Source organism: Propionibacterium australiense (genome assembly GCF_003666605.1).
Taxonomy (GTDB): Bacteria; Actinomycetota; Actinomycetes; order Propionibacteriales; family Propionibacteriaceae; genus Propionibacterium; species Propionibacterium australiense.
Map to the genome: position 1 here is coordinate 19413 of NZ_RCIV01000015.1, position 21676 is coordinate 41088.

Sequence of the window (21676 nt, forward strand, 5' to 3'; positions counted from 1 at the left end):
TATTCACAGTCCAGCCACGACGCTCACAGAACCATCCTTCACTCCGAGCCACCCGACATTCGCGGCGCTGCTATGGTGAGGCTCGCCTTAATTTTTTCATCCGGCCACCAATGCCACCCCACTGACAGCCGAGATCCGGAGGGAATTACGGGACTGCTGCCACGAACGAACTGAAACAAAAGGAAAGGCTCGCCTTGGCATAATCCGAGGGACAAGGGCCGGAAGAGCCCCGGCCACACGTTCCGGCATCCCTTGGCGCCGCGCTACGAGCCGTGCCGACGACATGAGCGAATCGCGAAGGTCCTTTCTTGATACATTGATGCCGTGATGCGATGATGTGCTTATGCGGACGACTCTTGATCTTGATGACAAGGTTCTGGCGGTGGCCCGTGAACGAGCGCGACGCGAAGGGATCTCCCTGGGGCGTGCCGTGTCTCAACTGGCCCTGCTGGGCATCACCGGCATCTCATTCAAGACCGGAAGCCGCGGGGTCCCTCTGTTCACCCCACCGCCGGGAAGCAGCCCCCACCCGGTCACGCCTGAGCTCATCGAGCAGCACCGTGACGAAGACGAGTGAAACCCATGACGCAGCATCGGACACGACTCCTCGACGTCAATGTCGTCATCGCGTTGTCCCTGCCATCCCATGTTCATCACGAGATCGTCACGACCTGGTTCGAGGACGTCAGGGACTGGGCGACATGCCCGATCACGCAGTCGGCGTATGTACGACTGCTGCTCAACCAGAATGTGACGGGGTTCCGGATCGCACCAGGTGACGTCCTTGCCGGAATGGCCGCCCTGTGCGCCGTGGACGGACACGAGTTCCTGTCCGATGACGCACCGTTGAGTGAGCCGCTGATCGACTTCTCGGTCCTGTCCGGCAGCAAGCAGGTCACCGATCTTCATCTCGTCGACCTGGCGGCGCGGCATCGTGCGGTTCTTGCGACGATGGACAGCCGGATCCCGAACGCGCTCGCCCCCGATGACCGCAGGCACGTGGAGCTGATCCCCGTCTGAGTGGGAAGGGCGTTCGGCGCGACCAGGGTCACGGAGGGGCTGACCGTCAGCTGATCTGCTTGAGGGCCTCGTCCAGGCGCTCGAGCTTGCCGGTCATCTCACCGGTGAAACCGGTGTGGATGTCGGCCTTGAGGACGAGCGAGACACGCGGACTCACCGCGGCCACCGCCTCGCAGGCATCATGAATGACCCCCATGCACTCATCCCAGGTGCCCTCGATGTTCGTGAACATCGCATTGGTCTCGTTGGGCAGGCCCGACTCGCGGACGACCTTGACCGCGGCGGCCACCGCGTCATGGATGTAGCCGTGGGCCTCGTCGCCGCCGGCAGGGCTGATCGCAAAGGCAACAAGCATGACACGAGACTACGGCCCGCCCAGCCCTGACAGAACCACCGGGCACTGGACTCCGGGGTTCCCGAGTGAAACAGTGTGGCCAACAGGGCCGAGGAAAGCCCCCGGTTCAGCCACCACTGTCCATGACGGAGGAACGAGCATGCCAGAACGAACCGCATCCCTGCTCGGTAGGACCGAACCCGCGCGTCGCCGCATCGGAACGGCGCTCCTCGTCGGCGCCATCGCAGGCTTCTTCTCGGCCATCGTCAAGTTCGGCTGGGAGGTGCCCTTCCCGCCCCGCACACCCGAACGCAACGCCACCAACCCGCCGCAGACCATGCTCGAACAGTGGTTCGGCATGAGCCCGGAGCAGTCCCACACGACCGTGTCGTTCAACCTCAACGACACGCTCCCGATCTACTCCTTCATCGTCCACTTCGCCTTCTCGATCGCCGTCGCGCTCTTCTACTGCGTCCTGGCCGAGTACCTTCCGCGGATCAAGCTGTGGCAGGGCGCGGCCTTCGGCCTGCTCGTCTGGGTCGGCGCGCACCTGGTCCTCATGCCGCTCACCGGCATCGTCCCCTCACCCTTCCCGTGGGTCGACGGCGGCCAGACCTGGGCAGAGCACTTCTCCGAGGCGCTCGGCCACGTCGTGTGGATGTGGTCGATCGAGATCGTCCGCCGGGACCTGCGCAACCGCATCACGCACGAACCGGACGCCGAGATACCGCTGACGGCCGCGACCCGCTGACCGGTCCGGCCGCCCCATCGGTCAGGCCCGCACCGCAGGGCGCAGCCCCACCTGCCGGTCGCATGCCTCGACGAGGCCCGGGTCGTGGGTGATGACGAGCACCCCGGCGCCCCCGACACCCGCCCACACGTCGCCCATGAGGGCCTCGGCCGTGTCGTGGTCGAGGTGCTCGGTGGGCTCGTCCAGGATGACCAGCCGGTTGCGTTCGCGGCTCACGAGCAGGCGGGCCATGGCCACCCGGCGGGTCTCCCCGCCGGAGAGAGTGGCACCCGCCTCTCCCACCTCGCGTTCGGGGCTCATGGCGCTCAGGCCGGCCGCGTCGAGAGCGGCGCGCACCTGCTCGTCCGTGGCGTCCTTGTTCCCGATGCGCACGTTCTCCGCGATGGAGGTGGCGAAGACGTGGGCGTCCTGGGCGAGATAGCCGATGCCGGACGGCGCCTGCAGTTCCCCGCCGCGCGGGGGGATGAGACCCATGACGGTGGCCGCCAGGGTCGTCTTGCCGGCTCCGGACGGGCCGGTGAGCGCCACCCGTTCGCCGGGTGCGACGCGCAGGTCGACGGGGCCGGCGACGACGGGACCGTCGGGCCAGCCGACGAGCAGTCGGTCGAGCACGAGCTCGCGCACACCGTTGTCGACGCCGATCTCCCGGTCACCGCGCCCCACGGGCTCGGCGGCCATGATCGCGAGCACCCGGCCCAGCGCGGAACGGGCCCGGGTGAGGCTCTGGGCAGCCTTGACCAGGTCGTTGAAGCCCTCGTTGAGAGCCAGTGGCGTCAGGACGAGGACGGCGAGTTCGCGGGGCAGCAGCGTCCCGGCCATGACGGCGCGGCCACCGATGAGCAGACCACCGACGACGGCGACGCCGCACAGGAGCATCTGGCCGGCGGCGGCCAGCCCGCGGGTCCAGGCCGCGCGGGCCTCGGCAGCGGCCAGGGCGCCGTCGATCGCCCGTAGCCGCGCCAGGGCCGCCCCGGCATCGCCGTAGGCGACGAGCTCGGGCGCGCAGCGGGCGATCTGGCGCACCTCGTCGCCGAGTTCACCGCGCAGGGGGATGGCCGCGCGGTCGGCCTGTTCGGAGAGCCGCTGACCCAGCCAGGGCAGGACGAATCCGGCGAGAGCACCGGTGGCGAACAGCAGCACCGCGGCCGCCGGTGAGAAGAACCCCATGACGGCGCTCGTGGCGACGAGGACCAGGCCGGTGCCGAGGAAGGGCACGAGAACCCGCACGACGACGTCGAGGACGCCCTCGACATCGGCCGTGACGCGCACGAGCAGATCGCCTCGCCGGCGGCCGAGCAGTGTGGTGCGGGCGAGCCGGGCGAAGATGACCTCACGCAGGGCGCTCTCCATGCGCAGGGCCAGGTCGTGGCCGAGCAGGCGTTCGGCGTAGCGGAAGGCGCCGCGCCCGATGCCGAAGAAGCGCACGAGCACGGCCGCGGCCAGCAGGTGCAGCACCGGCGGGTGCTCGGCCGCGCGGCTGAGCAGCCAGCCGGCCACCCCCATCAGGCCGACGGACGAGCCCGTCGCGCAGACGGCGAGCAGGACCGCCCCGGCCAGCCGCGCGCGGCCGGCCGGTACCGCCGAGAGCAGCCTGCTGACGAGCCGGCCGGGCGTCGTGACGAGGTGCTCTGCGGTATCGAGGTCGAGCAGGACCTCCTTCTCCGGCGGCCGGCGGTCCAGGGCATGGGGGTGGCCGCCGGTGGTGAGGAGGAAGACGTCCTCACCGGCGGCGGTCTCGTGCCGGCCCTCCGGCGCCACGGGACCGGCGGGCGCCCCGGTGGGCCGGGTGTCGGGTCCGGCCGTCGGCGGGGTGACGGTGACGACCTGATCGGCCATCTCCAGCAGGGCCGGCCGGTGCGAAATGACGATGGCGGAGACGCCGCTGGAGCGCACGGCGGCGACGGCACGGGCCTCGGTGTCCTGGTCGAGACCGGCCGTCGGCTCGTCCAGGACGAGGAGCCGGGCGCCACCGAGCTCGATGCGCAGCAGGGCGCGGGCGAGGGCGACGCGGCGGCGCTCCCCCGAGCTGAGTCCCTCGCCCTCGTCGGCCACGCGGTGGTCGAGGCAGAGCGCCTCGCCCCCGGCCCGGTCGAGGGCGTCGCGCAGCTGCGCGTCATCGGCGGCCGGGAAGCCGACGCGGACGTTGTCGGCGATCGTCCCGCCCAGCATGGCCGGGTCCTGCGAGACGTAGGCGATGCGGGCGCGCCACGAGTCGAGGTCGATCCGCGCAAGGTCGACGTCGCCGACGAGAACGCGCCCGCTCGTCGCCGGCTGGAAACCCATGAGGACGTTGAGGGCGGTGGACTTGCCGCCGCCGGAGGGCCCGGCGAGGGCGAGCACCTGCCCCGGTTCGAGGCGGCAGCTGAGCGGGGCGAGGGCCGGGCCGTCGGCTCCGGGGTAGGTGACCGAGAGCCCGTCGAGGAGCACCGGCACCCGGCCGGGGTCGGGCGCCGGTGCCGCGCCGCCGAGGGCGCCGGCCTCGGCCTTCTCGATGATCTCGAAGGCCTGGGCGGCCGCCGCGGTGCCGTCGGCCGAGTCGTGGAAGTGGACGCCGACCTGGCGGATCGGCAGGTAGACCTCGGGGGTCAGGATGAGGACGAACAGCGCGGTGCGCAGGTCGAACTGTGCGGAGACGACGCGCAGGCCCATCGAGACGGCCACCAGCGCCACGGACAGGGTGCTGAGCAGTTCGAGGACGAAGGACGACAGGAAGGCCAGGCGCAGGGTCCGCATCGTCTCGGTGCGGTGGGCGCGCTCGGTGCTGCGCAGGCCCTTGAGCTGGGCGCGGGCCCGGCCGAAGACCTGCAGGGTGGGCAGGCCGGCCACGAGATCGGCGAAGTGGTTCGACAGGCGGGTCTGCTGGGCGAACCGCCGGTCCACCTGCTTGGCGGTGGCGATGCCGATGAGGGCCATGAAGAGCGGGATGAGCGGAATCGTCGCGGCGATCATGGCAGCCGAGCGCAGGTCCTGGGTGAGGATCGCGACGCCGATGACGAGCGGCACGCTGACGGCCATCATGAGCTGCGGCAGGTACTTGGCGTAGTAGCCGTCGAGGGCGTCCAGGCCCTGGGTGAGGAGCGTGATGAGCGTGCCGGACGGGGCCGATGCGTCGCTGGGCAGCCGCAGCCGGGCCCGCATGACGTCGGTGCGCAGCTGGGACTTCACCGCCGAGCAGGCCCGGTGGGCGAACAGCTGCGAGAGCCAGTTCAGGCCGGCGCGGGCCGCGAAGACGGCCAGCAGCAGGGCCGCGATGCGGCCGGTACCGGCCGCGTTCCCGGTGCCGACGACGTGGGCGATGCCGTCGCTGATGAGACGCGCCTGAGCCAGGACGAGGAAGGCCGTCGTCACGCCGACCAGTGCGACCGCGACGAGGAAGCGGCTCGTCGCCCTGGCCCGCCTGATCAGGCGCGGGTCGAGTGGGGCCGGCATCGGCTGGTCTCCTCCCCGGTCGTCTCACACCGCCGCAGCGGGCCCAGGCACACACTTCCCCACAGCCAGACCCGTGGAAATGATGTCAACCGGCCGTCGGGTCGGCAGTCTCGGCGGGATCGCGCCACGAGCGCGTCACGTCCAGGTCGTCGCCGGCACCTCGTTGGGTTCCTCCTCGTGTTCGGGCAGCTCCCGGCTGCTGATGCGCCTGCGGAAGATCCAGTAGCTCCAGATCTGGTAGCCCAGGACGACCGGTACGATGCAGCCCGCGAAGATCGTCATGAGCCGCAACGTGTGCGGCGAGCTCGACGCGTTGACCATGGTGATCGGATTGGCCGGGTCGGCCGAGACGAAACCGAGCGTGCCGTAGAGCTTGGTGAAGACCATCACGAAGAAGGCGATGATCGTCAGTCCGGTGAAGAGGAACGCCCGGCCGTTGCGCTCGGCGCGCTGGGCCAGCACGGCCACCGTCAGGGCGACGACCGCGACGAGACCGGCCGTCCACATGAGGACGGTGGCCGGGGCGCCGAGGTAGGGGTTCTCGGCGGCGCCGTGGACGGTGCAGGCGGCGAGCACGAAGACGGCGAGCACCGCCACGGTGAGCGGGCCGAGGGTCTTCAGCACCGTCATGGCGCGCTCACGCACCTCTCCGTAGGTCTTGAGGGCCAGGAAGACCGCGCCGTGGGTGCAGAACAGCAGGATGAACAGCACCCCGCCGAGCAGGCTGAACGGGTTGAACAGGCTCCAGAAGCCGCCGGTGAACAGATTGGGCGCGCCGAAGGCGGCACTCGTGTCCGGGGCGACCGGCAGGCCGCGGACGAGGTTGGCGAAGCCGATGCCGAGTACCAGCGAGACGATGAACGAGCCGGCGCTGGCGCAGGCGTCGAAGGTGTTGCGCCAGCGGTCGTCGGGCATCTTGGCGCGGTACTCGAAGGAGACGCCGCGGGCGATGAGCCCGGCCAGCACGAGGAACAGCGGCAGGTACAGGGCGCTGAACAGCGTGGCGTACCAGCCGGGGAAGGCCGCGAACATGGCGCCGCCGGCGGTCAGCAGCCAGACCTCGTTACCGTCCCAGACCGGGCCGATGGTGTTGATCATGACGCGGCGCTGCCTGGGGTCCCTGCCGAGCACCGGGTACAGCATGGCGACTCCGAAGTCGAAGCCCTCGAGGAAGAAGAAGCCCGTCCACAGCAGGGCGATCAGGCAGAACCAGACGATCTGCAGCGGACTCGCGTCGAGCGGGAGCTGCAGGGGAACCATGGTGGTCAGCATGGGTCGGTCACCTCTCAGTACGCGAAGGTCATCGGGCGGTCGGTGCCGCTCGCGGCGGGGGCGACCAGCTCGGGCAGGCCCTCCCGGATCGTGCGGATGAACAGCTTGAGCACGACGACCGCCACGGCGGCGTAGATCAGCGTGTACAGGACCATCGTGAGGAGCACGTCGAGGGCGGTGTTGCCCGGCGAGACACCGGCCGCGGTGGGCAGGACGCCGTAGACGATCCAGGGCTGGCGGCCCATCTCGGTGAAGATCCAGCCGAAGGAGTTGGCGAGCAGCGGCAGGAACGGCAGGCACACCATGATGGCCGTGTAGAGGCGGCCGCCACCGGGGACGCGGCCGGCGCGGGTGAGCCACAGCATGACGGCACCGATGCCGATGGCCAGGCAGCCGAGGCCGATCATGAGACGGAAGCTGTAGAAGCTCACCATGACATCCGGCACCGGGTCGACGGGCATGTCCCTGAGCTCGGCGGCGAACGCCTCCTGCAGCTGGTTGACCTCGCCGTCGTTGCTCCGGTAGCCCTCGTCGAGGTACTGCTGGCGCAGGTCCTGGATGCCCTGGACGGTGGCGTTCGGGTCGTGCTGGGCGAGGAGCGACAGGACGTAGGGCACCTCGATGCTGAGCACCTTGTGGTAGGTGGTCTCGGCGCCCTCGCCCTCTTTTGTGATGATGGCGACGAGGGAGAACGGCGCGCCGTCCTCGGTCTCGACGAGCCCCTCGGAGGCCGCCAGCTTCATCGGCTGGTACTGGGTCTCGACCTGGGCCTGCAGGTCGCCGGAGACGAGGGTCGCGGCGCCGGCGAACAGCAGCACCCAGGCGCCCAGACGGGCGGACTTGCGCCAGGTGTCGATGTCGTCCTCGCCGCCGGTGCCGGCCAGGGCCTCGCGGCGCCTGGCCGCCAGCCACCAGCCGCTCACCCCGAGCAGCAGGGCGCCGGCGACCATGAGTGAGGCGCCCATCTGGTGCGGGAAGGTGGCGAGGAAGAACGGGTTGGTGAGCACATCGGTGAAGCTCGACAGCTCGGCGCGGCCCGCCGTCTCGTTGTAGACGGCGCCGACCGGGTTCTGCATCCAGCAGTTGGCCGCCAGGATGAAGGCCGCCGACGCGGTGGTGCCGATGGCGACGAGGTAGATGCAGGCCAGGTGCAGCATCCTTGGCAGGCGGTTCCAGCCGAAGATCCACAGACCGATGAAGGTGGATTCCATGAAGAAGGCGATGAGTGCCTCCAGAGCCAGCGGGGCGCCGAAGATGTCGCCGACGAACCGCGAGTACTCAGACCAGTTCATGCCGAACTGGAATTCCTGGACGATGCCGGTGACGACGCCGGCGGCGAAGTTGATGAGCATGAGCTTGGCGAAGAACTTCACCAGGCGCAGCCACTGGTCATCCCTCGTGCGCATCCAGGCGGTCTGCATCCCGGCCATGAGCCAGGTGATGCCGATGGTGATGGGCACGAAGAGGAAGTGGTAGACGGTGGTGATGCCGAACTGCCACCGCGAGAGAACCTCAGCATCCATGGCAGGCAGGCTAGGCCCCCGAGACACCCTGACGCAAAAATCAGGGACCGTGGTGTTCGCGTCCGGCTGACGAGTCCGCCGTTCGGACCCTCGACAACGGTTTAGGTACGACTCCAGCCATGCAAAACAGTAGGTGGTATGCCTTGTCAGAGGGAATTCGCCGGGGCATTTCACCTGTTGTGAACAGGAGCCCCACGAGCTGCGGGAGGGTCTCGGGGCGGCTATGACCGCAGGAGCAGGGGCGCGTCGACGGGGTCGGCGAGGCCGACGGGCCAGGCGTAGTGCTCGGCGCGGCCGCCGGCCCCCGACCAGGGCGCGGGACCGTCGAGGGCACTGGCGATGTCCAGGTAGACACCGAACAGTTCCGCGGTGGCCCGCGCGTCGCCCAGGGCGGAGTGGGCGTGACGCAGGCTGACACCCGCGGCCCGGCAGCAGTCGGCGAGCTTGAACGTGGGCGGACGTGGGCTCAGCAGCGTGCGCCCCAGGCGCATCGTGCAGACCGAGGGCATCGGTTCCGGTGGCAGCTCGGCGCCGACGCGTCGCAGCTCGGTGTCGAGGAAGGACACGTCGAAGGACGCGTTGTGGGCGATGACGAGCCGGCCGCGCAGCTGGGCGATGAGGCGCCCGGTGACCTGCTCCAGGGTGGGCGCGGCGGCGACGTCGCGGTCGGTGATGTGGTGCACCGAGGTGGCCCCGACGTCCCGCCACGGCTGGATGAGCGTGCCCCACTCCCCCTGGCTGCGCCCCTGCTCGTCGAGCAGCACGATACCTATCTCGACGATCCGGTCGCCCCTCCTCGGCGAGAAACCGGTCGTCTCGAGGTCGAGCACTGCGTATCCGGGCATGCCGCGATTCTCGCACCCGGCACCGACCGGCCCAAACCCCGTCCAGCGGCGCTTGCCCCGGGCATCGGGCAGAATGAGGGGGACGAACCCGGCGCGCCGCACGCCCGCGTCCTCCCCAGTCATCGGGCATCGTGAGATGAACCTGGAGGCATTCGCGATCGGTCCCGGAACCGCCCTCTTGGCCCGGTGGCTCCCACCACACCGGCCGCCGAAGCAATCGAGTCCGACCGGCCGGTGGACTCAACGGTCATGTCTTCTTCTCTGCTTGCTACTTGACCAGTTGACTTGGAGAGTTGACTTACGCGCTGAGGCGAGAGCCCAATGGCTCGCGTGACTACGTGTATTCCCATCCCTATAGGGATGGATGGCTGTCAAGTCTCCCCAACGATCCGCGAATCGTGTGGCAAACGTCTCAGCGTCCAGTCCGGCCAGGTAATCCTCGCGGTCAAGCCGATCGAACAATTGCGACAGACTGTCCTGTATGTACTCCGGGCGAGCGTAAGCGACGCCCGTCCCGATGGCCTGCACATTCACGTCGCGCAGCCGCCCAGCGATACCCGGAACGATCTGCTCGAACATCCGCGTGTGGACATGGCGCAGGTACTCGTAGCCGGGCTTGGGCGGCACTGGCTCGGCCCGCAATCCGGCCATCGCGACCGAGGCATAGTCATTCATCACAGCGTCAAGCCGTGCGGCCTCACGTATACTCTCCGAGTTGATGAGCACGCCCCCGCTTCCGGGGTACGTGTACTTGTCATCCTCACTCACTCGCGCGCGTACTTCGCATCCAGCTCGGCATAAGCCTCAGCGAGAGTGATGCGCCCTTCGAGGATACGACGGGCACGGTCAAGCGCTTCGGCATCCGGGAAGTGCCCGGCGAGCTGCTGGGCCTTCTCGATCATCACCAGCGCGCCTTCAACGTCATCAACGACTGGTCGGGTGCCAGCGGTGCTGTGCTCACCCATGTCGACTCCACTCGTCCAAGCCCCGCCTCAATTTACCGGATGGGCCGAAAACGTTCGAGTGACAGTTTCGGCGCATCCAGGTTTCGATGGCGAGTTTCGGGTGATCGCCGCACAGCGGAGCGAGCACTGCACACCGGCCTCAGAGACGGCCGTGCACGGTGTACTCAGAACCACACCAGATCGGATAGGTTCGCCCCCAGACCTGATCTTGGTGAAAAGAGGGCCATCCTCATGAGCGCACCCCAGCAGCCCGGCGGCCGTGTTCCCACTGCCAGGCCCCGTCATCGGGGGTCATCCCACGATCTCGGCTCCATCAACCCCACCATCGCCTGCCGCGACAGCGACACCCGGAAACGCCTCGAACCCCATGCCGGCAAGTACCTCGGCGCCCCGTCCATCGATCTGAGGGACCCGGCGCTCAGGGTCGCCTGGAACACCTGATCCACCTGTCTGGCGGATGTCCACGGCTCGCGGATACAGTCTTGCCTGTCGATGCAGCACCTCGCCCCCTACCGAAGGAGACCAGGATGACCACCGGGCAACCAGACGAACACCACGACGAACAGCAAGAACTACTGGCCCTGCGACGCGCCCGCATGCGCAAGGAACTAGCAGACCTGGAATACCACCGCCAACTCCTTCGAGCAGTGTCACAAACCTCACACGACCAAGTAGCCGAGGAACTACGCCTGGCACCAGAAAGCCTGGCAGCAGAACTGAAAAAAGCCCACTACACCCCCATACCCAAGCAGGGCTACACAAGCGCAGGCCCATACGAGGTATGCCAACGCTACGCAGCAGGAGAACTGAACCGCGAAGAGCTGATGGCACAACTGATCGCCTGGCCCTACGTACCAATGGGAGAGGACATGTTCACCAGTCCCGGCGACGACCTCATCGTCCTCCCCGCCGGCACCATCGACGAGCTCTACCGGGCCGCACGGCGTGGCCTGATCGACGTGGACGTGTGCGAGGCCGTGTTCGACGCGGTGTACGGCCGTGGCTGAGACCCCCGCCGAGCTGGCCGCCCGAGCCGAGCTACTACGCGAGCTGTCCCGCGACGACGGGCCACTGTCCCCGGACTCACCACACGCCACCTGGCGCAACCCCGAATGGTTCCAGCAGGCTCCCGGCGAGGCTCTCAAGCCGACGCCGCAACGTTACGTACTGCACCAGCGGCTGCTGGCGCAGTTCTACCAGGAACACGGCCGCGGCGAGACGGGCCACCAAGCCATCATGCTGGCCGGACCACCCGGCGCCAGCAAGGGAACAATCCGCGACCAGGTCATCACCGAGACCGGACAACGATTCACCATCGTGGACCCCGACGAGTTCAAGGTGTTGTTGGTTCGTGCGGCGGTCGAGGACGGCAGCATCGAGAAACTCATGCCACCCGAGGCGGCCGAGCGCGGGACACCCCTGGCCCCGATGGAACTGGCCGCACTGGTCCACGAGGAATCATCCCACCTCGCGTCCCAGGTACGCGAGGACGCCATCGCGCTCGGTGAGAACATCGTCATCGACGGCGTGATGGCGAACCAGGGCAAGGCCCTGCACCTGGCCACCCAACTCGCCCGGGCCGGCTACGACATCCAAGTAGTCGACGTCGAGGTCCCCGCCGAAGTCTCCAGACGTCGCATCCTGCAGCGGTGGATGGAACAGACCCGCACCAGCGAACTTGGCGGCCGGTGGGTGCCCAGCGAATTCCGCGAATCGGTGTTCGACACCCCAGACGGGACGAACTCCCGCAGCGACAAAGCAGCACGCACCGTAGCCGAACAAATACCCCAAGTCTCACAATACCGGCGTTTCTTCACCACCACCGAACAGGCTCGCCAGCCACCGGCACACCCCGGCTCACCGGCCACCTCCAACGCGACGAGAACGGCCGGCTACGGGCCGCGACCCCGCCACCGGCAACCACACGACCAACAATCCAGGCGTCCTACCCACACACCACGACCAGAACAACCAGACAAACCACCCACCGACCTAACCACGGCCGCAACCCAGGACCCCACGGAATAGAACTGTGACCAACACCACGGGGCTCATTCACAGCCTCAATGAATCAGGCAATGACTAGGGATTTCACCTCTCGCTGAGTCTCCTGTGAACAAGCCTCCACGACCACCCACATGAACAGAGTCTTCCCCGTGCCTTGAGGCTTCGGGGCGAGCATCAGTTCGGCCGGTGCACGGTGCGACGACCCCACCGGCCGGTCTCGTCGGCAGCTGCCTCCGAAAACGACCGGGCCCGGTAGGCTCCGAACCACACCCGAACGGACAGGTTCATCCCCTCAAGACCTGATCTCCATGGAAAGAGGACCAACCTCTCATGAGCGCACCCCAGCAGCCCGGTATCGGCGGCACGGAGCGGCCAGCCGACTGGGCGAGCCGGCCGGCCCGGCCCGTCGATGGCTGGCAGCCGAGCCCCCAGGCAGCCGGCACGAGCCCCGCGCCTGACGCAGGGTGGCTCACGGCACCTCAGCACGCGACCGGCTGGGGCCCGTTGGCCGGGCAGGGCGGCTTCTCTGGGAGCACGGGACAGCCGGCACCCGCCGTGGGGACCGCCCGCAGATCGACGGTGACGGTCATCGTCATCGCCGCGGTTCTCCTGGCCATGATCATCGGCGCCATCGTGCTGAGCACCACCGTGGGCTCGAACGAGGGGCGCGCCAGGCGGGTCGTCGAGATGTACCTCACCGCGGTCGCCAACGGGGACGCCGAGAAGGCCCGCGGCTACCTGGGTGAGGTCGACGACGGTTCCCTGCTCACCGAGGAGGTGCTCCGGGCCTCCAATGACCGTGCGCCGATGACCGACATCAGCGTCGGCGGGGTAGCGCACTCGCAGTACGTCAGCACGGCCTACCAGGTGCAGGTCTCCTACATGATCGGCGGCGAGGCTGTCTCGACCACCCTTGACGTGTCCATCCCCCGCAAGAGCACATCCGCCGCCAAGGCCATCACCGTCACCAGCCGGTCCTCGCTGGGACTGAGCCAGTTCAGGAATGTCGACATCACGGTCAACGGCGTCACCCCCGACACCGGTTACCCGGCGGTCTTCCCCGGCAGCTACGAGCTGGCGGTCGGCGGCGAATATCTCGAGATCACCGGCGGCCCCATTGCGGCCACCGACCCGAGCGAGCACACTTATTCTGCCCTTGCTGCTGGTGTCGAGCTGGCCGTCTCCGAGGCCGGTGTGCAGATGTTCCGTGAGAAGGTCATCGCCGAGGCCACCGAGTGCCTGGCCTCCACCAGCCTCGACCCCGGCTGCGGCATCGAGGTGCCCCGGTACCCGAAGAACAATCCATGGTGCGAGGAGGTCCGGGAGGACTCCGTGCACCGCTGGCAGGAGCCCGAGGAGGCCGCCAAGCTGCAGTCGATCACGCCTGAGCCCGATGCCTTGACGCCGACAACGATCCAGGCCAGCCCCAACCGTCTCGGCTACATGAGAATCACCGTCACCTGCCGCACCGGCGACACCTGGGCCGAAAGCCGGCTGCCCGGTGTGCTCGAGGCCACCAAATTCGGCATCCCGTCCATCGACCTGACCGACCCGGAGCTCCCGATCGTCTGGGATCGCTGACCACCAGACCTGGCCCGAGTCGACCGCCTCGTGGCGACTCAGGGGCCACTGCCATGGCCGGCTGCCATGATGAGCATGCAGGAGAGGACCACACCATGAGCACACCCCCACGTCCAGGAGACAACGCCAAGCGGCCCGATGGCTGGCAGCCGGGCCAGGCCACCCACACCGGCATGCCCGCCACGACAGGCCCCGCCGGCGCGCCGAGTCCCACCCGGCCCATCGTCATCGGCGCCACCACGGGCCCTGCTCCCACACGGAATACCTCGAAACGCACCCTCACCATCGTCGTCGCCGTCCTCCTGGCCCTGGTGGTCATCGACGTCATGCTCACGGCATCCCTCCTGCGTGCTCTCGTAGAAGGCCGGGACGGGCAGGCGGCCCGGGAAACGGTCGAGGCCTATCTCACCGCCGTCGCCGAAGCAGACGCCGAGAAGGCCCGCGGCTACCTGGGCGAGGTCGACGACGACTCCCTGCTCACCGACGAGGTACTCAAGGTCTCCAACGAGCGCGCCCCGCTGACCGGTATCACCGTCGGAAGGGTGATCCGGACCAGGCTCATCGACGACGCCTACCACGTGCAGGTCTCCTACACCATCGGCGACGAGGAGGTCTCCACCGTCGTGCGGGTGGAGACCACCGGTGGCCTGGTCATCACCAGCGTGTCCTGGTTGTGGCTCACCGGGGTCGAGGACGTCGACTTCACGGTCAATGGCGCCGTCCCCGACACCGATGAACCGAACGTCTTCCCCGGCAGCTATGAACTGGCGGCCAGCAACGAGTACCTCGAGATCACCGGCGAGCCCATCGCCGCCACGGAACCGAGCATCGCGCCCTACGGCCCCTCTGTGGAGAACGAGCTGGTCGTCTCCGAGGCCGGGGTGCAGATGTTCCGCGAGAAGGTCGTCGCCGAGGCCACCGAGTGCCTGGCCTCCACCAGCCTCGACCCCGGCTGCGGGATCAAGGCGATACCCCAGTACCCGGACTCGGTCCCCGGGTGCGAGGAGATCCAGGAGGGCACCGTGCACCGCGAGCAGGACGCCGACCAGGCGGCCCGGCTCGAATCGGTGACCCCCGAACCCGCCCCCTTCGGCGAGGAACCGACGATCATCGGCATCCTCTTCACCGAGCTCGGACGCTTCACGCTCACCGTCACCTGCCGCACCGGCGACACCTGGACCAGCCGCGAGATCAACGACTACGGCCAGCTCCAGGGCCTCTTCTTCGGTTCCCCGACCATCGCCCTGACCGACCCGGAGCTCCCGGTCGTCTGGGATCGCTGACCACCAAACCTGGCCCGAGCCGACCGCCTCGTGGCGGCTCAGGGGCCGCTGCCATGGCCGGCTGCCATGATGAGCATGCAGGAGAGGACCACGCCATGAGCACACCCCAGCAACCCGGCACCCGCGGCACCGAACGATCCGATGACTGGGCGAGCCGCCCGGCCCGCCCAGCCGACGGCTGGCAGCCGGGCCAGGCCACCCACACCGGCATGCCCGCCACGACAGGCCCCGCCGGCGCGCCGAGCCCCACCCGGCGCATCGTCATCGGATCGGTCGTCCTGGCGTTGCTCATCGGCACCATGACGGCGGCTGCCCTGACCCATTCCGTCCTGGAGAAGAAGCAGCGAGCCGTCCAGGAGGCCGTCCGGGCCTATCTCACCGCCGTCGCCGAAGCAGACGCCGAGAAGGCCCGCGGCTACCTGGGCGAGGTCGACGACGACTCCCTCCTCACCGACGAGGTGCTCCGGGCCTCCAACGAGCGCGCCCCGCTGACCGGCATCACCGTCGGCAAGGTGACCAGGGACAGGGGCATCGGCTCCCCCTACCATGTGCAGGTCTCCTATCTCGTCGGCGACGAGGAGGTCTCCGCCGGCTTGGACGTGGGCCTCACCAACGGCCCGGTCATCATCAATGCCTCATCGCTACGGCTCGGCGGGCTCAAGGACGTCGGGGTCATGGTCAACGGCGCCGTCCCCGACACAACCTCGCCGACCGTCTTCCCTGGCAGCTATCTGTTGACGACTCGCAGCGAATACCTCGAGGTCACCGGCGAACCCATCGCGGCCATCGACCCGACCAAGCAGTCCTACAGCCTGACCGCGGAGAACTCCGTGGTGGTCTCCGAGGCCGGGGTGCAGATGTTCCGCGAGAAGGTCGTCGCCGAGGCCCGAAAATGCCTGGCCTCCACCAGCCTCGACCCCGGCTGCGGCATCGAGGTGCCCCAGTACCCGGACTCGATTCCCGGGTGCGCGGAGATCCGGGAGGACTCCGTCCACCGCCGGCAGGACATCAGTCAGGCGGCCCTGCTCGAATCCGTGACCCCCAGCCTCAAGCCCATGGAATCAACCACCATCTGGGCTCTCTTCATGGATCTCGGCCGGATCGACATCACCGCAGCCTGCCGCCTCGGCGACACCTGGAGCAACCGTGAGATCACCAGGCTCAGCGGAGGATTCTTCTTCGGTTCCCCATCCATCGACCTGACCGACCCCGACCTCACGATCACCTGGGACGCCTGACCCCCAGCACCGGTCAGGATGATCCGAACCACCTTGCCCTCGCCCTGTTCCCTGAAGGCTTGGGACGCACCGGCGCGGACCCAGCGGCCCAGACCGGTGTCGTGACCGGCCCGGCCCGATGACGCCTCGCGGCGAGGTCACCAGGTGGTCCATGGGGGTGATCCCCCATGGACCACCTGGTTTCAACGCGATGAGAACAAGGGTATTCCATCGTGGACAGCGCGTTCGGATCGGCGCGTTCTCTTAGAATGGCCCTACTCCACCGGAGAGGACCAAACCCCTATGAGCACACCTCAGCAACCGGGCGCTGGTGGCGCCGGGCAGAACAACTGGGCCAACCAGCCGTCCCAGCCGAACAATGGCTGGCAACCCGGCCAGGGCGTCCCGAACCAGGGCCCGATGGGCAACCAGGGCGCTCAACCCCAGAACACGCCGTGGCAGCAGGCTCAGCAGGGATATCAACCTCAGCCGCAGCAGGGCTACGGGCAGCCGGGAGCACAGCAGCCAGCCGCCTTCGCCGCCCAGGGACCCACCCAGCCCAACCCGGCGCAGCAGCCCCAGCAAGGTCCCTGGCCGGGCCAGGCCAATGCGTACCCGGGCCAGGCCAATGCGTACCCAGGTGCCGGCCCCGCGCAGCCCGGAGCGCCCGCAGCCATGGGCTCCTCGGCCAAACCGAAGCCCGCGAAACTGATCATCATCATCGTTTCGATCATCCTGGCGCTCATCGTCGGCACCGTACTGGCCATCACCCTCCTGGGCGGCTCGAACGAGAAGAAGGCCAAGCAGACCGTCGAGGACTACCTCACCGCCATCTCCCAAGGTGATGCCGACAAGGCCAGGAGTTACCTACTCGGCTCACTCCTCGACACGTCCCTGCTCACCAACGAGGTGCTCAAGGATTCCAACGAGCGCGCCCCGATGACCAACGTCGCCGTCGAGGACGCACAGCAAGTCACCGGCTCCGACACCCAGTACCAGGTCCCGGTCAGCTACACCATCGACGACACGACCACCCGGACCAAGCTCTTGGTCACCTTCTCCAGCGGCAACCCGTTCGTGGACGCGCCCCCCACCATGCCGCTGAGCCTGCTCGACGATGTTGAGGTCCGAGTCAACGGGGTCTCCCCCGACAGCGACTCCCCGTACGTCTTCCCCGGCAACTACACCATCACCACCGACAACGAGTACCTGATGATCAAGGACGGCGAGATCGAGGTCTACGACCCCACAGAACCCATCCTCGACGTCCCGACCCTTGATGTCTCCGAAGCCGGTACCCAGATGTTCCGGGAGAAGGTCATCGCCGCGGCCCAGGAGTGCCTGGCCTCCAACCGGCTCGACTCCGGCTGCGGAGAACCGCTCCCGGCCACCTGGGAAAGCGGCGAAACCCTCGACGAGGGCACCGTCAAGCGTTCCCAGAACGCCACCGAAGCCGCCAAGCTGCAGTCGGTGTCCCCCACGCTCGGCCTCAAGGGGGCGACCATCCTCTCAGCGTCCTACGCCGAACTCGGCACCATCGACACCACCGTCGGCTGCCGCAAGGACGGTCAGCACGGCGAGTGCACCGTGCACAAGACCCTCTTCGGAGTGGAAACGGGCTGGTACTTCGGGTCGCCGTCCATCGACGTGACCGACCCGGACCTGAAGGTCAAGTGGGAGTGACCGCCTCCGCCCCGGCGACGATCACAGCAGCGGAGGCCCCGGCGCGGGCAGCCGGTCTGGTCCGGGGCGCAAGGCACCTCCTCGGTGTCGTCGGGGAACCCGGATCGGGCAAGTCGACGCTGGCCGCCTCGCTCAGGGACTTCCCGGGTGGGGCGTCTGACCGCCCGCCACATCGCCACCGGGAAGACCCAGGAGGCGGCTGCGGCCTGGGCGAACGGCCCCGACGAGACCAATGCCCGTCTCATCCGGGAGAGCGCGAGGAACGCGGACGTGATCGTCACGGCCAGCTGAGCCCGCCCCGGCACGAGCTTGGTCGCCACGTCTAGGCTGAGCCCATGACGAATCCCACGAAACCCGAGGTCGCCCTTCCCTCGGCTGCACCCACCAGCCTCATGATCGAGGACCTCGCCGAAGGCGATGGCACCGAGGCCACCGCCGGCTCGCTCGTCGACGTGCACTACGTGGGCGTCGCGCTGAGCACGGGCGAGGAGTTCGACTCGAGTTACGGTCGCGGTGAGCCGCTGACCTTCCAGCTCGGCGCAGGCCAGGTCATCGCCGGCTGGGACCGGGGCGTCCAGGGCATGAAGGTGGGTGGCCGTCGTCAGCTCGTCATTCCTGCGCACATGGGTTACGGCACGCGCGGGGTCGGCGGTGTCATCAAGCCGAACGAGACGCTCGTCTTCGTCTGTGATCTCGTGAACGTTCACTGAGCCCCGGGCAGTCGCCCGACCCGGCATGGCTGCCCGAACCCATCCGGCGGACGAGCAGACACCGGGCGGCAGGAGAACCCGAGGCACAGCGGTGGGCTCGGCGCATCCGACGTCGCCGAGCCCACCATCGCCGCTCCTGCCCCGAGACCCAGGCAACCCCCAAGCCCGTCTCGTGCGAGCGGCGCCCCGCGCAGTGCGCGGGTTCCGATCCCCCTCGATCCACAGAGGGGAATCGCACCCATGTGAATCGGCGCCCTGACCCGAGGTCCTGCGCCGGATCCATGGAGAGGATAATGACTCGCAGACGCAAGGAATGACTGTGTGGGATCAGTGGGATTCCTGTGAAGGCGACCGGCCCCGTCTCACCGCCTCAGCAGCTCGGCAACCTGTTCCCCGGACCAGCTGTACTCGGTCATCTCGATGACCCGCGATGGGGCGAGTTCGGCGCCCCAGCCGATCCCGGCGCACGAGACGGCGATGGTGATACAGGCGTCCTGCAGGCCGGGGACGAGCCATTCGGGTTCGGCCTGCTCGTTGACGAGTTCGTCGAACTCGTGGCGGTCACCGGCGATGGCGGCGCGGACGACGAGCATGCCGTAGGCGCGGGCCGCGGCCTCGGCCTGCTGCTCGGACTCGGTGACCAGGCGCTGACCCAGCGTCGTCGCGACGAGCTGGGGCAGGTCCTCGGGGGCAAGGCCGGCGCCCTTCTCGGCGAGCCAGTCCGGCACGAGCACGGGCTCGCCCGAGTCGACTGCGGCGCGCATCCGGGCCCCCAGATCGGTGAGCATGCTGCACGCCAACGACAATGCGCCCACGAACTGGCAGACGAAGGTGACGCCATAGGTCAGCCAGTTGCTCTCGTCCGAGTCACCGATGCCCCGGCCGGCCTCGACCGCTCTCGCATCGGACAGGAGCACGCTCTTGTTGAGCCGCCAGGCCTCCTCCCACGGAACCGTCACGGAATACGGCTGGTAGTGGATCTCGCCGTTCTCGTCCGGAGCCGGCGTGGGGACCGGTTCGGCGTCCGGGTCACCCCACCACTCACCCGTGATCGGGTAGGTGATCTTCTTGTCATGGCTCATGCTCATGGTCAGGCCCTTCGCGTGCGGGACTCGTGGAGTGGTGGTCTTCGTCAGGTGCCCGGCGGGCAACCGCACTGCGCCGAGACTACCGGTCACCACCGGACGGCCCGCGACCGCCCCGATGGTTCCGCGCAGACCGACGCACGGCAGGCCCAGACCCGGGCCGCCGGCCTGCCTTCGGCGTGATGGGGCCAGGCCCATCACAAACACCGGCCCGGCGCGCCACCGGCTCACTCGGCCAGTGGGAGTCTCACCGTGAAGACGAGGTCCTCATCGTCCAGGGCGGCATGCACCGTGCCGCTCATCCTGTCCACCAGTTCGGCGACGATCGACAGGCCAAGACCCGCATGCGGACCGCCGCGGGCCGGATCGGCCCGCCAGGAGCGTTCGAACAGGTGCTGGACGTCGGCCTCGGTGAGCCCGGTCGTCTGGTTCGTCACGGCGAGCACGGCCACGTCGCCGTCCCGGGACAGTGCGACGCGCAGTGGCCCGCCGCCGTGCACGAGAGCGTTCGAGACAAGGTTGGTGATGATCCTCGTGAACGCCGTGACGTCGACGCGCACCGGTAGCGCGACGGACGGCAGGGCGACGACCGGTTCGACGCCGCCGGCCGCGAAGTGCGTCTGGAAACCGATGAGGACCTGCGAGACGAGGGCCGTCGCATCTGCCCGCTCGATGCGCAGCGTGTGGTCGGCCGAGTCCAGGACGCTCAGCTCGAAGAAGTCGTCGACGAGCCTCGACAGGTCATCGACCCTTGCCAGCACGATCTCCAGCCGGCCAGGAACGGCCTGGGGGCCGTCCCGTTCGACCAGCTGCAGATAGCCCTTCACGGCGATCATCGGGGTCTTCAGGTCGTGCGAGATGTTGGCGATCTCGCGGCGCAGCCGCCCCTCGCGCCGCTCGGCCTGCGCCAGGCGCTCCTGCCCGTCCCGCCAGGCCAGGTCGATCTCGGCGGCCAGGGCCTCCAGTTCGTCGTCACGGGTGTCCACCACCAGGGGCTCCTGGACTCCCGAGGACCTGCGGGCGGCGACCTGGGCGCGCAGCTCGCCGACCCGGCCTCGCAGCCGTCGGGCACGCCGCGCGAACAGGATCGCGGCGAACGCCATCACGCCCGCCGCGATCCACCCGGTCATGGCCCCATCCTGTCAGCTCAGCTCACGGCGGCGCAGCCACGCCACGCAGGCGGCCAGGAGCAGCGGGATCGCGACGGCGACGAGGATCCACGCCTGGGTGAGCAGCTCGGGCTCGGCCCAGTACCGGGAGATCCGGTTGACGTGGCGCAGCGGGTTGACCGAGGTGAGGGTCTCGAAGACCCGGCCCGGCTCGTCACCGCCCAACGACATGGCGATCAGGTCGCCCATGATGAGCACGAGGATCAGGACGAGCGAGACGACCCGACTCGACGTGAGGAGGGCCACCAGCGCGCCGAGGAGCATGACCACCGTGTACAGGCAGAACTGCACCGCGACGAAACCGAGCCAGGTGCGCACCTGGTCGCCGGTGAGCGACTGGTGCTCGCCCAGGAGCGTCAGCCCCATGGTGAGGCCATTGTGCACGAACCACAGCACGCCCGTGACGAGAAGACCGACAACGAGCTTGGAGCAGAACAGCTTCACCTGCGGCTGACCGGCCGCCACGGCGAGCTTCGAGATGCCGGAGCGGTCATCGGCAGTGGTGATCGTCGTCATCGTGATCACCATGGCGAACAGGGCGACGATCCCGAAGCACGACGCCGAGTAGACCAGTTCCCAGAACTGCGGGTTGTCGGGGTCGGCGAAGGCGAAACCGCGGAAGCCGTCGATGAGCGCCACGCCGTCCTTCTCACCGATCACACCGCCGAAGGAGAAACTGCCCTCACCCCAGACGAAGAGGCTGAACACGCCGATGACGAGCGCGAACGCCGGGATGATCGTCTTGGCGAAGCGTGAGCGGATGAAGCGGTAGAAGTCGGCGCGCATGATGTTGACGAACATC

The 21676-nt window shown here is 68.3% G+C and carries 22 protein-coding genes and 1 pseudogene; 12 read left to right on the top strand and 11 right to left on the bottom strand.

Features of this window, described 5'->3' with window-relative positions; translation table 11 throughout:
* Positions 1-343: 343 nt before the first annotated feature.
* Both D9T14_RS10220 and D9T14_RS10225 read left to right on the top strand, forming a co-directional pair.
* The gene (locus D9T14_RS10220; RefSeq protein ID WP_119162415.1) at positions 344-577 is read left to right on the top strand and encodes a DUF2191 domain-containing protein; all 234 of its coding nucleotides are present in this window, start codon (positions 344-346) and stop codon (positions 575-577) included.
* A 5-nt stretch (positions 578-582) separates the two neighbouring features.
* Positions 583-1020: a TA system VapC family ribonuclease toxin gene (locus D9T14_RS10225; protein WP_119162416.1), complete on the top strand. Its 438-nt coding sequence runs from the start codon at positions 583-585 to the stop codon at positions 1018-1020.
* A 46-nt stretch (positions 1021-1066) separates the two neighbouring features.
* On the opposite strand, the gene D9T14_RS10230 is transcribed toward D9T14_RS10225, so the two are convergent.
* Positions 1067-1375 (bottom strand): thiamine-binding protein, encoded by a 309-nt coding sequence (locus tag D9T14_RS10230; RefSeq protein WP_119162417.1) that lies wholly within the window; start codon positions 1373-1375, stop codon positions 1067-1069.
* Between the two features lie 139 nt (positions 1376-1514).
* Here D9T14_RS10230 and D9T14_RS10235 point away from each other — a divergent pair, with 139 nt between their 5' ends.
* Complete coding sequence (locus D9T14_RS10235) at positions 1515-2105, top strand: YagU family protein (RefSeq protein ID WP_119162418.1); 591 nt, start codon at positions 1515-1517, stop codon at positions 2103-2105.
* Between the two features lie 21 nt (positions 2106-2126).
* On the opposite strand, the gene cydC is transcribed toward D9T14_RS10235, so the two are convergent.
* The 7 genes and pseudogenes from cydC to D9T14_RS10265 form a co-directional block, all read right to left on the bottom strand.
* Positions 2127-3755 carry a thiol reductant ABC exporter subunit CydC gene (gene cydC, locus D9T14_RS13945; RefSeq protein ID WP_232012569.1) on the bottom strand — a complete coding sequence of 543 codons (1629 nt, stop codon included), beginning with the start codon at positions 3753-3755 and terminating at the stop codon, positions 2127-2129.
* A gap of 168 nt (positions 3756-3923) precedes the next feature.
* Positions 3924-5534: pseudogene (gene cydD, locus D9T14_RS13950) on the bottom strand (thiol reductant ABC exporter subunit CydD); the annotation flags it as partial.
* Positions 5535-5669: 135 nt separating this feature from the next.
* Positions 5670-6794, bottom strand: coding sequence for a cytochrome d ubiquinol oxidase subunit II (cydB, locus tag D9T14_RS10245; protein ID WP_374955800.1), 1125 nt, complete (start codon positions 6792-6794; stop codon positions 5670-5672).
* A gap of 26 nt (positions 6795-6820) precedes the next feature.
* Entirely contained in the window at positions 6821-8329 is a 1509-nt protein-coding gene (locus D9T14_RS10250; protein WP_119162421.1) for a cytochrome ubiquinol oxidase subunit I, read from the bottom strand.
* Positions 8330-8550: 221 nt separating this feature from the next.
* Positions 8551-9174, bottom strand: coding sequence for a 3'-5' exonuclease (locus tag D9T14_RS10255; RefSeq protein WP_170175607.1), 624 nt, complete (start codon positions 9172-9174; stop codon positions 8551-8553).
* A gap of 240 nt (positions 9175-9414) precedes the next feature.
* The gene (locus tag D9T14_RS10260; RefSeq protein WP_126464125.1) at positions 9415-9849 is read right to left on the bottom strand and encodes a Fic family protein; all 435 of its coding nucleotides are present in this window, start codon (positions 9847-9849) and stop codon (positions 9415-9417) included.
* A gap of 89 nt (positions 9850-9938) precedes the next feature.
* Positions 9939-10139: an antitoxin VbhA family protein gene (locus D9T14_RS10265; protein ID WP_119162424.1), complete on the bottom strand. Its 201-nt coding sequence runs from the start codon at positions 10137-10139 to the stop codon at positions 9939-9941.
* Between the two features lie 231 nt (positions 10140-10370).
* Between D9T14_RS10265 and D9T14_RS10270 the strand changes: the two genes are divergently transcribed.
* From D9T14_RS10270 to D9T14_RS10305, 9 genes are all read left to right on the top strand, one after another.
* The gene (locus tag D9T14_RS10270; protein ID WP_119162425.1) at positions 10371-10580 is read left to right on the top strand and encodes a hypothetical protein; all 210 of its coding nucleotides are present in this window, start codon (positions 10371-10373) and stop codon (positions 10578-10580) included.
* Positions 10581-10666: 86 nt separating this feature from the next.
* On the top strand, positions 10667-11146 hold the full coding sequence (locus D9T14_RS13360) for a hypothetical protein (protein WP_126464126.1): 480 nt from the start codon (positions 10667-10669) through the stop codon (positions 11144-11146).
* A complete protein-coding gene (locus D9T14_RS10280; RefSeq protein ID WP_119162427.1) occupies positions 11139-12167 on the top strand; it encodes a zeta toxin family protein in 1029 nt (342 codons plus the stop codon). The genes D9T14_RS13360 and D9T14_RS10280 overlap by 8 nt, the downstream gene beginning before the upstream one ends.
* A 309-nt stretch (positions 12168-12476) precedes the next feature.
* Entirely contained in the window at positions 12477-13727 is a 1251-nt protein-coding gene (locus D9T14_RS10285) for a hypothetical protein (protein WP_119162428.1), read from the top strand.
* Positions 13728-13822: 95 nt separating this feature from the next.
* Entirely contained in the window at positions 13823-15010 is a 1188-nt protein-coding gene (locus D9T14_RS10290; protein WP_119162429.1) for a hypothetical protein, read from the top strand.
* A 95-nt stretch (positions 15011-15105) separates the two neighbouring features.
* Complete coding sequence (locus tag D9T14_RS10295; RefSeq protein WP_119162430.1) at positions 15106-16248, top strand: hypothetical protein; 1143 nt, start codon at positions 15106-15108, stop codon at positions 16246-16248.
* Positions 16249-16530: 282 nt separating this feature from the next.
* Positions 16531-17910 carry an Rv0361 family membrane protein gene (locus D9T14_RS10300; protein WP_126464127.1) on the top strand — a complete coding sequence of 460 codons (1380 nt, stop codon included), beginning with the start codon at positions 16531-16533 and terminating at the stop codon, positions 17908-17910.
* Between the two features lie 147 nt (positions 17911-18057).
* Positions 18058-18201, top strand: coding sequence for a hypothetical protein (locus tag D9T14_RS13680; protein WP_170175608.1), 144 nt, complete (start codon positions 18058-18060; stop codon positions 18199-18201).
* Between the two features lie 44 nt (positions 18202-18245).
* Positions 18246-18620 carry an FKBP-type peptidyl-prolyl cis-trans isomerase gene (locus D9T14_RS10305; RefSeq protein ID WP_119162432.1) on the top strand — a complete coding sequence of 125 codons (375 nt, stop codon included), beginning with the start codon at positions 18246-18248 and terminating at the stop codon, positions 18618-18620.
* A gap of 362 nt (positions 18621-18982) precedes the next feature.
* On the opposite strand, the gene D9T14_RS10310 is transcribed toward D9T14_RS10305, so the two are convergent.
* The 3 genes from D9T14_RS10310 to D9T14_RS10320 are packed head-to-tail and all read right to left on the bottom strand — an operon-like array spanning position 18983 to position 21675.
* Positions 18983-19936: a hypothetical protein gene (locus D9T14_RS10310; protein WP_126464128.1), complete on the bottom strand. Its 954-nt coding sequence runs from the start codon at positions 19934-19936 to the stop codon at positions 18983-18985.
* The gene (locus D9T14_RS10315; RefSeq protein WP_119162434.1) at positions 19933-20835 is read right to left on the bottom strand and encodes a sensor histidine kinase; all 903 of its coding nucleotides are present in this window, start codon (positions 20833-20835) and stop codon (positions 19933-19935) included. The genes D9T14_RS10310 and D9T14_RS10315 overlap by 4 nt, the downstream gene beginning before the upstream one ends.
* Positions 20836-20847: 12 nt before the next feature.
* Entirely contained in the window at positions 20848-21675 is an 828-nt protein-coding gene (locus D9T14_RS10320) for an ABC transporter permease subunit (protein ID WP_119162435.1), read from the bottom strand.
* Position 21676: the final 1 nt, after the last annotated feature.